The organism is Campylobacter sp. 10_1_50 (genome assembly GCF_000238755.1).
Lineage (GTDB): Bacteria > Campylobacterota > Campylobacteria > Campylobacterales > Campylobacteraceae > Campylobacter_A > Campylobacter_A concisus_R.
The window spans coordinates 364,449-377,270 of record NZ_JH414887.1 but is presented as its reverse complement, the minus strand read 5'-3'; the positions used below and the strand labels follow the sequence as shown (position 1 = coordinate 377,270).

The following is a 12,822-nucleotide window of genomic DNA, read 5'->3' as shown; positions in this document are numbered from 1 at the left end:
AAGAGATATGAAAAAGACAGCTTTTGTGACAGGCGCTACATCTGGCTTTGGCGAGGCGATCGCTAGAAGACTCTCAAAAGAGGGCTACAAGATAGTCGCTCTTGCAAGGCGCGAAGATAGACTAAAAAAGCTTGCAAGTGAGCTTGGCGATACGCATATCATCGTAGCTGACATACGCGATAAAGAGGCTGTTTTTGACGCAGTTGATAGCCTGCCTGATAAATTTAAAGACATCGAAGTGCTTGTAAACAACGCTGGCATGGCGCTTGGACTTGAAAAGACGATAGATGCGAAAGTGGAGGACTTTGAGGCGATGATAGACACCAACGTAAAGGGTCTCATCTACTCGACAAAGGCCGTTTTGCCACTACTTTACAAGCAAGAAAAGGGCTATATCTTTAACCTTGGCTCAACAGCTGGCTCGTGGCCATATCCTGGCAGTAACGTTTATGGTGCCACAAAGGCCTTTGTAAAGCAGTTTAGTCTAAATTTAAGAAACGATCTAGTTGGTACAAATATAAGGGTGACAAACATCGAGCCAGGGCTTTGCAAGACTGAATTTAGCGAGGTTAGATTTAGAGGAGATAAGGCAAAGGCGGATAGTCTTTATGAAAACACAAATTTCATCACGTCTGAGGATATAGCGACCATTTTGCTTAACTGCCTAAATATGCCTGAGAGTGTAAATATAAACAGGGTCGAAGTCATGGCAAATACGCAGACTTGGGCTGGACTTGCGATAGAAAAATTTTAAGGAGTTTATGTGAGACAAATTTTATTGTTACTATTTTTTAGTGCCGTACTTTTTGGAGTTGATCCAGAAGTCGCCAAAAGAAACGCACAAATTTACGGCGTTTTCACGCTTATACCGCCAGTTGTGGCCATAGCGCTTGCTTTTATCACAAAAGACGTTATATTGTCACTATTTATCGGTGTTTTTAGTGGAACTTTTCTTATAAATATCGTTAATGAAAATGTCTTTATGGGCATCATCAAAGGCTTTACAGGCATCGTTTCAAGGGTCGTTGACTCGATGGCTGATAGCACCGATGCTGGCATCTTGCTTCAAGTGCTTTGTATAGGCGGCGTGGTCGCACTTATCACAAAGATGGGCGGCACAAAAGCGGTTGCTCTTTGGCTTAGCAAAAAGGCAAAAACTGGCGTTTCAGCTCAAATTTCAACTTGGCTTATGGGTATTTTTGTATTTTTCGATGACTACGCAAATGCCCTAATCGTTGGCCCTATCATGAGGCCAATAAGCGATAAATTTAAAATCAGCCGCGAAAAGCTAGCCTTCATCATCGACGCTACTGCAGCACCGATTGCAGGTATTGCTATCATCTCTACATGGGTCGGACTTGAGGTTTCGCTCATTGAAAAGGGCTACGAGCTAATCGGCGAGACAGGCATAAACGCTTATTCTATATTTATCGAGACCATTCCATATAGATTTTACAACCTCTTTATCTTGTTTTTCATCGTCTGCACAGCCTTGATGCAACGCGAGTATGGCCCTATGCTAGCAGCTGAAAGACGCGCTAGAAGAGGCGAGCTTCACTCAGGTAAAACTCAAATTCAAGACCTTGAAGATAAAACTCTTGAGCCAAAAGAGGGCGTAAAACTAAGCGCTTCAAATGCGATAGTGCCGCTTCTTGTGCTAGTTATCGGCGCATTTACTAGCTTTTATTTTAGCGGTCTTGCTGCACTTGAGGGCGATACTCTTAAAAATGCACTTGCAAATCCACTTTCGTTTTCAACATTTAAAGATACCTTTGGCGCAGCTGACTCTGCTACATCGCTATTTCAAGCAGCATTGCTCGCTAGTATAGTAGCTATCGTCATGGGCGTTTGGCGCAAAATTTTTGACGTAAAAGAGGCTATTAGCACGTGGGTAAAGGGCTGGAAAACTATGATCATCACGGTTGTTATCTTGCTTCTTGCTTGGAGCCTTAGTGCGGTTATAAAAGAGCTTGGCACTTCAAGATATTTGGTTGATTTGCTAAGTGATTCAACGCCTAAATTTATCTTGCCAGTGGCTGTTTTCATCCTTGGCTCATTTATCAGCTTCTCAACAGGCACCAGCTACGGCACAATGGGCATTTTGATGCCTCTTGCTATTCCGCTAGCTTATGCAGTGGGCAAAAACTACGGCTTAGATGGCGATGCGATGCACGCTTATATGATCGTAAATATCTCAAGCGTTCTAACTGGCGCTATCTTTGGTGATCACTGCTCGCCGATCTCTGATACTACGATACTTTCATCAATGGGCGCAGGATGTAGCCACATCGATCACGTCTCAACGCAGATGATCTACGCACTTAGCGTTTGTGCGGTTTGTGTGCTTGTTGGCTACTTGCCAGTAGCACTTGGTCTTAGCGTTTGGATCGCACTTCCTTGCGGATTTTTAGCGATCTGGGCTTTGGTTAGATTTGCCGGTAAAAAAGTCGAAGAGAAAGCGGCATAAATTTGGACTGCAAATACCTAAAAGAGTGCGGATCATGCACTCTTTTTACCCCTTATAGTGAGCAAATTTCATTTAAAACTGATCTTATCAAGCAAAATTTCTCCCACTTTTACGAGGGTAAATTTGATCTTTTTAGCTCAAGCCCAAAGCACTACCGCACTAGGGCTGAGTTTGGCATCTGGCACGAGGGTAGCAAGCTTAGCTATACGATGCACGCTAGCGAAAAAGGCAAAAAGGTATTCATAGATGAGTGCCCAAAGGTTTGTGAGCAAATTGGGACTCTCATGCCAAGGCTACTTGAGAGCTTGCAAGATGATGAAATTTTGCGAACAAAGCTCTTTGGAGTGGAGTTTATCGCCTGTAAAAGCGGCACCTTAGTCACGCTTCTTTATCACAAAAAGCTTGATAGTGAGTTTGAAGCGGCGATGAAAATTCTAGCTAGCAAGCTTGATGTGATGATCCTAGCTAGATCACGTGGTCAAAAACTGCTAAGTGGCGAGCTAAATTTAGTTGATGAGCTAAATGTTGATGGGCAAATTTATAAATTTAGCCTAAGTGAAAATGCCTTTATCCAACCAAATAAAGCGGTAAATGAGAAGATGATAGCTTGGGCAAAAGAGTGTGTAGAGGGTGGCGCTGACCTGCTGGAGCTCTACTGCGGACATGGGAATTTTACTATCCCGCTTTCGTTTAAATTTAAAAACGTGCTTGCCACTGAAATTTCAAAAAGCTCGATCGCAAATGCCCTTAAAAACTGCGAGCTAAATGGGGCAGAAAATATCAAATTTTTGCGAATGGACGCTGATGAGCTGATGAGCGCATTTGCTGGCGTTAGGGAGTTTAATAGGCTAAAAGATATAAGCTTAAACGACTTTAACTTCTCGCACGTCCTTGTTGATCCGCCACGCGCAGGACTTAGTGAAAGCGTCATAAATTTCATTAGAAATTTCAAAAACATCATCTACATCTCATGCAACCCAGATACATTAAAAGAAAATTTAAATGAGCTTACTAAAAGCCATAAAGTGATAAAATTTGCGCTCTTTGATCAGTTTGCCAACACTCATCACATCGAGTGTGGCGTGCTACTAGAGGCAAAAGATAAATTATAAAAGGAAAGTTGAAAATGGTCTCATTAAACAAAATAATCCAAGCAAAGATAACGATCGGTCACTTTGTAAATAAAACTCCGTTTGCGTTAAGTGCAAAACTTAGCAAAATTTTAGGCGCAAATGTCTATCTAAAAGAGGAAAATTTACAACGAACCGGAGCTTACAAGATAAGAGGCGCTTACAATAAAATAGCTAGCCTAAGCGAGGAGGAGCGAAAACGTGGCGTCGTGGCCGCAAGCGCTGGCAATCACGCTCAAGGCGTGGCGATAAGCGCAAAAGAATTTGGCGTGCACGCTTGCATCGTCATGCCAGAATCAACCCCGCTTCTAAAGGTAGCTGGCACAAAGGATCTTGGCGCTGAAGTGATCTTGAAAGGTGATAACTTTGATGAGGCGTATGAATTTGCAGTAAATTACGCCAAAGAAAAAGATATGACCTTTGTTCATCCATTTAACGATGAGTACGTCATGGCAGGGCAGGGCACTGTGGGTCTTGAGATGCTTGATGAGATAAGCGACCTTGATATGGTTGTAGTGCCAGTTGGTGGCGGTGGCTTAGCTAGCGGTGTGGCAAGCTGTATAAAACAAGTAAATCCAAAAACTAAAGTCGTTTGCGTCGGTGCAAAGGGCGCTCCAGCGATGTTTAATAGCTACGGCGCTAAAAAGAGCATAAACTCAAAGTCAGTTCGCACCATAGCTGATGGTATCGCTGTGCGTGATGCGAGCGAGATAACGCTTAAAAATATCGTTGAGTGTGTGGATGAGTTTGTGCAGGTCGATGATGAGGAGATCGCAACTGCGATTTTATTTCTGCTAGAGACGCAAAAGATCGTAGTTGAGGGAGCTGGCGCAGCTGGCGTGGCAGCACTTATGCATGATAAGATCAAATTTAAAAAAGGTGCAAAGATAGGCGTGGTGCTAAGTGGCGGAAATATCGATGTTCAGGTGCTTTCTATCATCATCGAAAAGGGTCTTATCAAGTCTCACCGCAAGATGACCTTGCAAATCACACTTGTAGATAAGCCAGGAGCGCTAATGAGTCTAACTGACAGCCTTAAATCAGCAAATGCAAATATCGTCAAGATCGACTACGACCGCTTCTCTACTAAGCTTGACTACGGCGATGCAAGCATCACGATCACGCTTGAGACAAAGGGTCTTGAGCATCAAGAAAAGATCAAAGATACACTTAATAAAAACGGCTTTTCTTTCACTCAACTCTTCTAAATTTACAAGCTCGCTACCTTTTAAAGTGTAGCGAGCATTATTTTTCATTAAATTTACAGGACTAAAATTTCGCAAATTTATTCAAGGACGGGATATGAAAAAGAGTTTATTAAGCCTTGCGTTGTTTTGCACTTTGGCTTTTTGTGCCGATGATGAGGTGGTTAGCAAACAAAACGATCAAGTATGGATAGGAGCTATGGGCGGATGCAAGCTTTATGTATTTTCACTAAAGACGACTGACGCGCCAGTAGATAAGCTAATAGCCAAAGATGAGGCGCAAAAAGAGCTTGTGGCAAATACTAAAAATTTACCAAACAAACACAACGTAATGTTTGCAAAGTGCGATGACTACACGGCGCTCATAGATAGCGGCTATGAAGATAGCTTGGAGGTTTTAAAGTATGATCTGCAAACTTTTGGCAAAATAAAGCCAGAGGATCTAACCTACGTCATCATCACGCACGCTCATCCTGATCACATAGGTGGGCTCATAGACGGCGGCAAAAAGACATTTAAAAACGCCAAGCTTTTTATAGATGAAAAAGAGTGGGACTACTGGATGAAGGGCAAAGATGAGAGGACAAAAGAAATTTTATCGCTTTATAAAGACGATAAGAGCTTTTTTGATCATAAAAAGCCGCTATTTGACGGGGCGCTAAAGATCATGGCTATCCCAGCCTACGGTCACACTCCAGGGCACAACATGATAAGCTTTGAGTCAGATAACGACAAGATCATCTTTATAGCTGACCTTCTTCACGTCCTAGCAGTGCAAGAGGTCGAGCCAAGCATATCTATCACTTATGATATAGATCCAGCCCAAGCTGCTAAAACGAGAGAAAAGGTGCTTGATGGCTTGGAGGACGAGACTACGAAGATAGTAGGCGCTCACATGCCTTATAAGAGCCCCATCACCTTGCCAGAGTGAGTAAATTTCTTTTGCTTTACAAATTTAGGATAAAATGCGGGCTTTAAAGGAGAAAATATGAGCGAATACGCAAATTTGATATTAGCTATCTTGCTAGCTATTTTGGCATTTGCATTTTATAGGTCAAACAAGGCGCTAAAAAAGGCAAAAGATGGTAGCGAAAATGTCTCAGTCAGCACTGAAATTTCGCAGCTTAAAAGCATCGGTGAGCTATCTGTCTTTCAGGTATATAGCAAAGAGATCGTCACAAAGACAGATCATGCGTTTGGAAATTTTGGCAAAGAGTATCTAAGGTGGCTGGTAAGCGAAAAGAAGCTTTCGATGATATTTGAGTTTGAGATAAATTTCATCTACGATTTAACCAGTCCAAAGCTCGAGATCATGCAGATCGCAAACTCTAGCTACAAGATAAAAATGCCTCCATGTAAGTATAAATTTTCAATCGCAGATATGAAATTTTACGACGAAAAAAACGGCAAATTTATACCATTTTTGCTGCCTGACTCGCTAAATGGCTTTTTTGGTAGCACTTTTACAGAAGAAGATAAAAATAGGCTAATCGAAGAGGCTAGAAATGAAGTCAAAAAGATGAGCGTTCGCCTTATCTCGCAGCTTCAAAGTAAAATTCACAAATCAGCTCGTGACACACTTGAAGCGATAGCTAAGAGCTTTGGCGCAAACAAGGTCGAGTTTGTCTTTGACGATAGCGACGAGCAGATCAACGAGCAACTAAATTTAGAAAACATAGCATAAAAACAAAATTTAAAGGAGAAAAAATGAGTGTAAATTCACAAGAGGTCACACAAGCACCTGGCAATAACACAGTCTTTCAAACATGGGTTTTAAAAGGCGACAAAAAGGCATGTAAAGAGGGCTTTGCTAAGCTTTGTGCTTTGGTTGTAAATTTAAACAAAACTGCTAAAGTTAGATTTGGCGCAAATGAAAATGTAAATTGCGTCCTTGGCGTGGGTCATGATGCTTGGAAAAAGCTTGAAATTTCAAAAGAATTACCAAAAGAGCTTGTAAATTTTAAAGCGATCAAAGGCGACAAACACGAGGCTGTTAGCACAAAGGGCGATATCCACATCCACATCCGCGCGCTAAATGCGGCTGACTGCTTTGACATGGCGCAAAATATCAAAGAAGTTTTGTTTAAATTTGCAGAGCTTACAGATGAGACTCAAGGCTTTAAGTACCACGACGGCAGGGCTATCATCGGCTTTGTAGATGGCACTGAAAACCCTGATGGCGAAGATAGAGACCTTTTTGCAAAAGTCGGCAAAGAGGACGCTAAATTTAAAGGTGGTAGCTACGTTTTTGTCCAAAAATACTTCCACAAAATGAAAGAGTGGAACGCCACAAGCGTAAGCGAGCAAGAAAAGGTTATAGGCCGCTCAAAAGAGTATGACATCGAGATGGACGAGAGCGTAAAACCTACAAATTCACACTCAGCTGCTGCAAATGTCGGCGACGATAAAAAGGTCGTGCGCGGCAATATGCCATTTACTGAAGGCAGCAAAACAGGCACTTACTTCATCGCTTATGCAAGCACATTTTCAACGGTTGAGCTTATGCTTAAAAAGATGTTTATCGGCGAGCCAAAAGGCAACTCAGATAGGCTACTTGACTTTAGTACGCCAGTAACTGGGGCTTTATATTTTGCTCCTACGCTTGATATGCTTGGTGACTACGAGGGATAAATTTAGCTTGGGGCGAAGTAAATTTGCCCCTTTAAATTTATAAGGATAAAGATGCCAGAGTGGTTTATCTATGCAGCTCTTTCGGCTGTTTTTGCTGCGCTTACAGCGATCTTTGCAAAGCTAGGCGTAAAAGATATCGACAGCGATTTTGCGACATTTATAAGAACGGTCGTTGTCGTTTTTATGCTTGTTTTGCTTTTAAGTGTGGCTAAAAAATGGCAACCGCTAAGCTCTCTAAGCCCTAAAAACTGGCTATTTCTTATATTAAGTGGCATGGCTACTGGGCTTTCGTGGCTCATGTATTTTAAAGCTATGCAAGCAGGTAAAATCTATCAGGTAGCGCTGGTTGATAAATTTAGCGTTGTGCTGGCTATCATTTTGGCTGTAATATTTCTTGGTGAGAGGCTAAATTTAAAAGAAATTTTAGCTGTTTGCCTTATCGTATCTGGCGTGTTTCTACTCATTTTTAAATAAAATTTTCTGCGTTATTCTTAAAGTATATTTTTAATTTTAATTTGTAATTAATCAAAAAGCCTCTAGAATTTGACAATTTCATTTTGAAGGGAGAAATATGAAAAAAATTATTCTATCAGCCATCGTAGCTTGTGCTGCATTTGGTGCAGGTATGAACTACACAGATGTCGTAAAGGACGTATATGCTGACGCAAACTCAGCTAAGAGCATAGGCAGGCTGCTACCAACCAACGCAGTTGAAATTTTACAAACAAGTGGCGACAGAGCGCAGATAAAAGTAAAAGGCTATCAAAACCCAGCCGTTAGCAACGTAGTTTATTTTGCTGATGGCGCGAGGATCATCTCAGTAGCATTTGCAAAAACTGCACCTTTTGATATCAAAGTGATAAAAGAGGGCAAAAACGGCAAATGGAACGAGGTGGAAACGACAGTTTTTGTTCAAAAAGATGGCTTTAGCACCGATGTAAATGCGATGTTTGCAAAAGCTGATAAGATGTATAAAGAGAGCTGTGGCGTTTGCCATGCGTTGCCTCAAACTACGCACTTTAACGCAAATCAATGGCCGTCACTTCTAAAATCAATGATCGGCAGAACTGCAATAGAGAAAAAAGACGAGTGGCTAGTTATCGAGTACCTACAAAAACACTCATCTGACGTAAATTTAGGCAAATAAGGAGAAAACGATGAACGAGAACAGACGAGATTTTCTAAAAAAAGGTGCAACAGCGCTTGCAGCTACACCTTTACTTTCAGGCGTAACAGCTTCAAATTTGTTTGCTGATGAGGTTAAAAAGGGCGTTGTAAAAAATGGCGAAACTCTTACGGCTGCTCACTGGGGCATGCTAAAAGTGACAACTAAAAACGGCATCGCTGTAAAGTCAGAGCCTATCCAAAAGACAAGTGAAATTTACAACCCACTTCAACACTACACACCAGATATGATCTACAAAAGTCGTATCAAGCACACAATGGTAAGAAAGAGCTACCTTGAAAACCCAGATAGCCCAAAACCAGAGCTTCGTGGCATTGATGAGTGGGTCGAGGTGCCTTACGAAGAGGCGATCAAGCTAGTTGCTAAAGAGCTTAAAAAAACAAGAGCGCAAAAAGGCTTACAAAGCGTTTTTGCAGGCAGTTACGGCTGGAAATCAAGCGGCAATGTGCATAACTCAAGAATTTTACTTCATAGATTTATGAACCTTAGTGGTGGCTTTGTTGGCTCGCTAGGCGACTACTCAACAGGCGCTAGCCAGATCATCATGCCTCACGTTGTGGGTAGTATCGAGGTCTATGAGCAGCAAACTAGCTGGCCAGTAGTGCTAGAAAACTCAAAAGTCGTAGTCATCTGGGGCGCAAACCCACTTGCGACACTTCGCATAGCTTGGACAGCGACTGATGAGCAAGGCTTTAAATACCTTGAAGAGCTAAAAAACAAAAAAGATATCAAAGTGATCGTGATCGATCCTATCAGGTCTGAAACAGCACAATACTTCGACAAAGCTCAGTGGATCGCTCCAGTGCCAAACACCGACACAGCAATGATGCTAGGCATGATGCACTACCTATATGAAAGTGGCAAATACGATAAAGAATTTATCGAAAACTACACTTATGGCTTTGATAAATTCCTCCCATATCTACTTGGCAAGACAGACAACACTCCTAAAAATTTAGAGTGGGCGAGTAAAATTTGTGGTATCGACAAAGATACTTTAAAAGAGCTAGCTGATACATTTGTAAGCAACCGCACGATGCTAATGAGTGGCTGGGGTATGCAGCGCGCTCACCACGGCGAGCAACCACACTGGGCGATGGTAACGCTAGCTTCTATGATCGGTCAGATAGGCCTACCAGGTGGAGGCTTTGGCTTAAGCTACCATTACTCAAACGGCGGCGCACCAACATGCAAAGGCGCAGTCATCGGCGGCGTAAATAGCGCAAGTGTGGGTAAATTTAACGAAAAAGGCGAGTTTATCGGCACTGATACGGGCGAATTTGACAAACATGGTCGCTTCGTCGCAAAAGCAGCCGCAGTAGCAGGCACAGGTCAAAGCTGGCTACAAAAAGCAACCAACTATGCCTTCCCAGTAGCTCGTATAGCTGATGCGTTGCTTCACCCTGGCAAAGTGATAGATCACGACGGCAAAAAGATCACCTACCCAGACATCGACTTTATCTACTGGGTCGGCGGCAACCCACTTGTGCATCACCAAGATACTAATACAAATTTAAAAGCGTGGAGAAAGCCTAGAACCGTAGTCGTTCACGAAGCTTACTGGACACCAACAGCTAAGATGGCTGATATCGTCTTTCCAGTCACAACAGAGTATGAGAGAAACGACATCACGATGACAGGGGACTACTCAAACATGAACATCGTGCCGATGAAACAAGTCGTTGAAAAATACCGCGAAGCAAAAGATGACTATCAAATTTTCACTGATCTTTGCAAGGCTTATGCTAAAAATTTAGTCGTTGCCTACACAGATAACGGCAAAGACGAATTTGACTGGATCAAAGAGTACTATGACGCAGCCTACGCTCAAGTAAAAGCGGTCCCTGAGCTTGCAAGCGACATGAAGCCATTTGAAGAGTTTTGGAATGAAAACAAACCAGTCACATTTGCCTCATCTCAAGATAGTGATAATTGGGTAAGACTTGGCGAGTTTAGAGAAGATCCTGTGCTAAACGCTCTTGGAACGCCTAGCGGTCTTATCGAAATTTACTCAGATACGATCGAGAAAATGGGCTATGATGACTGCAAGGCGCACCCAACTTGGTTTGAGCCGATCGAGTGGCTAGGCATGAAAGACAAACCAGCAAAATACCACATGATAAGCGCTCACCCAACTGACCGCTTGCACTCACAGCTAAGCCAAACTTCACTTCGTGAGAAGTATGCTATCGCTAACCGCGAGCCAGTGTGGATAAACGAAAATGATGCAAAAGAGCTTGGCGTAAAAACAGGCGATTTGGTGTGTGTATTTAACGCTCGTGGCGAGGTGTTAGCAGGTGCGTATGTGACTAAAAACATCAAAGAGGGCGTTGTAAAACTAGCTGAGGGCGCTTGGTATGACGGCTTTGATAGTGGCATCTGCAAAAACGGCTCTGCAAACGTGCTAACCATAGATATCCCAACAAGTAAGCTAGCAAACGGCAACATCAGCCACACAGCTCTTGTAAATATCAGAAAATATCAAGGCGATGAAGCGCCAAAACTTACAGCGTTTTCTGAGCCAAAATTTTCTAAATAATTTCAAAGCAGGGGAGTGATCTCCTGCTTTCATACTTAAAATTCTAAAGTAAATTTTCTATTTACAAAAAGCTTAAATTTATATTTGAAGTCCTATAATTCCGTAAATTTTATTTCACAAGGAGTGTTGAGATGAGGTACAAGGCAAACTACAACTATTTAAAAGACAAGGTTGTCGAGCTAATTATTCAAAATCTATACCATATTTCAAAAACATTATGTCGGTAATTTTACTGATCTAATTTGCAAAATTTATACAAAAATTAAAAACAGCAGGAAGGGACAAATTTAAGGGATGAACAGGTTAAGTATAAAATTTAAGATATCTTTGATATCTTTTTTAGGTTTAGTTTTTTTAGTAGTTGCAAGTGTATATATTCTAAATGGACTTTTAAACACTAGAAATGCAGCTTCAAAAAGTGTTGAAATGGTTGAGAATATTACTCTACAAGGAGAGTTTATACATGAACTTCAAAAGGAGCGTGGATATAGTGGAGGATTCATTAGCAAAGCACCAGGTTCAGCTGAAGTTTTAAAAGCTCAAAGAGAAAAAGTTGATGCTATTATGCCTAGGCTTATCAACAAAGATGAGGTAATGCAAAAAGTAGTTGATACAAGATCAAAAATAGATGCTGGTGGTGATGCTTCATTGCTTAAAAATTTCAATGAAGTTATTGCACTTACACTTATAAATGCAAATGCTCAAAGTGAACAAGCACAACCCGACCTAAAAGATGAATTAACAAGAATTTTGACTATTTCAAAAATAAAAGAGTATTTTGGTATCACAAGAGCTATGATGAATGTAGTGTTTATCAAAAAAAGCATGAATGAAAATGCTTATGTAAATCTAGTTTCATATCATGCAATAATCTCTAACTTGATAAATGATTTCGAGAAATTTAATCCTAAGTCTTATCCGAAATTTAAAGAAAGTGTGCTTGATACAAATGAATATAAAAGCATTGATGACATAATCAGTAGTGCTATTGCAAATAAAGACGAAACTGCTGCAAAGATAGATGCAAAAGCTTGGTTTGGTACTATTACTACACTTATAGATGAATTTAGAGATTATGAACTTTATCTACTAAATAATATGAAAGCCACAGCTATACAAGATAAAGCAGCGGCTGAACAAAGAGCCGTATTTGTCGGTATTTTGCTTGGCATTGCTATTTTGATTTTGCTTGTTATATCATTTGTTGTTGGCAAAAATATAATAAGAGGCATTGACTTAACTAAAAATTCATTAAAAGATTTCTTTGACTTTTTAAATAATAAGACAAATAGTGCGCATCTTTTAAATATTAAAGGTAAAGATGAAATTTCTCAAATGGCAGCTTTGATAGATGAAAATATTGAAAAGATTAGAACAGCTAAAGAAAATGAAAATGCTTTCATCCAAAAAGCCAACACCTTTGTAAATGAGATAAAAGATGGCAACTATGAAGCAAGCCTAGAAGCAGATACTAATAACCCAGCTCTAAATCAACTAAAAAGCACATTTAAAGATCTACAACTTGCTCTTAAAAATGCAATCTCAAGTAATGGCAAAGATGTACTTGATCTACTTAACACTTATAAAAACCAAGACTTTACAAAAAGACTTAGATGATGATGGTAAGATAGCAAGTGGTATAAACTCACTAGGCATTGAAATAT

The 12,822-nt window shown here is 40.9% G+C and carries 11 protein-coding genes; all 11 read left to right on the top strand.

What is annotated here, in order from left to right:
- Positions 1-7: 7 nt before the first annotated feature.
- The 11 genes from HMPREF1019_RS01835 to HMPREF1019_RS01785 all read left to right on the top strand — a co-directional run bounded on the left by HMPREF1019_RS01835 (position 8) and on the right by HMPREF1019_RS01785 (position 12,775).
- Positions 8-754 carry an SDR family NAD(P)-dependent oxidoreductase gene (locus HMPREF1019_RS01835; protein WP_009293967.1) on the top strand — a complete coding sequence of 249 codons (747 nt, stop codon included), beginning with the start codon at positions 8-10 and terminating at the stop codon, positions 752-754.
- Positions 755-763: 9 nt separating this feature from the next.
- On the top strand, positions 764-2,467 hold the full coding sequence (locus HMPREF1019_RS01830; protein WP_009293966.1) for a Na+/H+ antiporter NhaC family protein: 1,704 nt from the start codon (positions 764-766) through the stop codon (positions 2,465-2,467).
- Positions 2,468-2,469: 2 nt separating this feature from the next.
- A complete protein-coding gene (gene trmA / locus HMPREF1019_RS01825) occupies positions 2,470-3,579 on the top strand; it encodes a tRNA (uridine(54)-C5)-methyltransferase TrmA (RefSeq protein ID WP_009293965.1) in 1,110 nt (369 codons plus the stop codon).
- 14 nt (positions 3,580-3,593) lie between these two features.
- Entirely contained in the window at positions 3,594-4,805 is a 1,212-nt protein-coding gene (ilvA, locus tag HMPREF1019_RS01820; RefSeq protein ID WP_009293964.1) for a threonine ammonia-lyase, read from the top strand.
- A 94-nt stretch (positions 4,806-4,899) separates the two neighbouring features.
- Positions 4,900-5,733, top strand: coding sequence for an MBL fold metallo-hydrolase (locus HMPREF1019_RS01815; RefSeq protein WP_009293963.1), 834 nt, complete (start codon positions 4,900-4,902; stop codon positions 5,731-5,733).
- A 57-nt stretch (positions 5,734-5,790) separates the two neighbouring features.
- Positions 5,791-6,486 carry a DUF4230 domain-containing protein gene (locus HMPREF1019_RS01810; RefSeq protein ID WP_009293962.1) on the top strand — a complete coding sequence of 232 codons (696 nt, stop codon included), beginning with the start codon at positions 5,791-5,793 and terminating at the stop codon, positions 6,484-6,486.
- Positions 6,487-6,509: 23 nt separating this feature from the next.
- Entirely contained in the window at positions 6,510-7,433 is a 924-nt protein-coding gene (locus tag HMPREF1019_RS01805) for a Dyp-type peroxidase (protein WP_009293961.1), read from the top strand.
- 51 nt (positions 7,434-7,484) lie between these two features.
- Positions 7,485-7,907, top strand: a complete 423-nt coding sequence (locus HMPREF1019_RS01800) for an EamA family transporter (RefSeq protein WP_009293960.1) — start codon at positions 7,485-7,487, stop codon at positions 7,905-7,907.
- A 97-nt stretch (positions 7,908-8,004) separates the two neighbouring features.
- The gene (locus tag HMPREF1019_RS01795; protein ID WP_002942837.1) at positions 8,005-8,580 is read left to right on the top strand and encodes a cytochrome c; all 576 of its coding nucleotides are present in this window, start codon (positions 8,005-8,007) and stop codon (positions 8,578-8,580) included.
- Between the two features lie 10 nt (positions 8,581-8,590).
- Entirely contained in the window at positions 8,591-11,158 is a 2,568-nt protein-coding gene (locus HMPREF1019_RS01790; protein WP_009293959.1) for a molybdopterin-dependent oxidoreductase, read from the top strand.
- A 294-nt stretch (positions 11,159-11,452) separates the two neighbouring features.
- Positions 11,453-12,775, top strand: coding sequence for a nitrate- and nitrite sensing domain-containing protein (locus HMPREF1019_RS01785; RefSeq protein WP_009293957.1), 1,323 nt, complete (start codon positions 11,453-11,455; stop codon positions 12,773-12,775).
- The last annotated feature ends 47 nt before the right edge of the window (positions 12,776-12,822 follow it).

Coding starts and splice junctions, on each gene's coding strand:
- HMPREF1019_RS01795 (WP_002942837.1), top strand. CDS start 8,005: ATGAAAAAAATTATTCTATCAGCCATCGTAGCTTGTGCTGCATTTGGT.
- HMPREF1019_RS01835 (WP_009293967.1), top strand. CDS start 8: ATGAAAAAGACAGCTTTTGTGACAGGCGCTACATCTGGCTTTGGCGAG.
- HMPREF1019_RS01785 (WP_009293957.1), top strand. CDS start 11,453: ATGAACAGGTTAAGTATAAAATTTAAGATATCTTTGATATCTTTTTTA.
- HMPREF1019_RS01805 (WP_009293961.1), top strand. CDS start 6,510: ATGAGTGTAAATTCACAAGAGGTCACACAAGCACCTGGCAATAACACA.
- ilvA (WP_009293964.1), top strand. CDS start 3,594: ATGGTCTCATTAAACAAAATAATCCAAGCAAAGATAACGATCGGTCAC.
- HMPREF1019_RS01800 (WP_009293960.1), top strand. CDS start 7,485: ATGCCAGAGTGGTTTATCTATGCAGCTCTTTCGGCTGTTTTTGCTGCG.
- HMPREF1019_RS01815 (WP_009293963.1), top strand. CDS start 4,900: ATGAAAAAGAGTTTATTAAGCCTTGCGTTGTTTTGCACTTTGGCTTTT.
- HMPREF1019_RS01790 (WP_009293959.1), top strand. CDS start 8,591: ATGAACGAGAACAGACGAGATTTTCTAAAAAAAGGTGCAACAGCGCTT.
- HMPREF1019_RS01810 (WP_009293962.1), top strand. CDS start 5,791: ATGAGCGAATACGCAAATTTGATATTAGCTATCTTGCTAGCTATTTTG.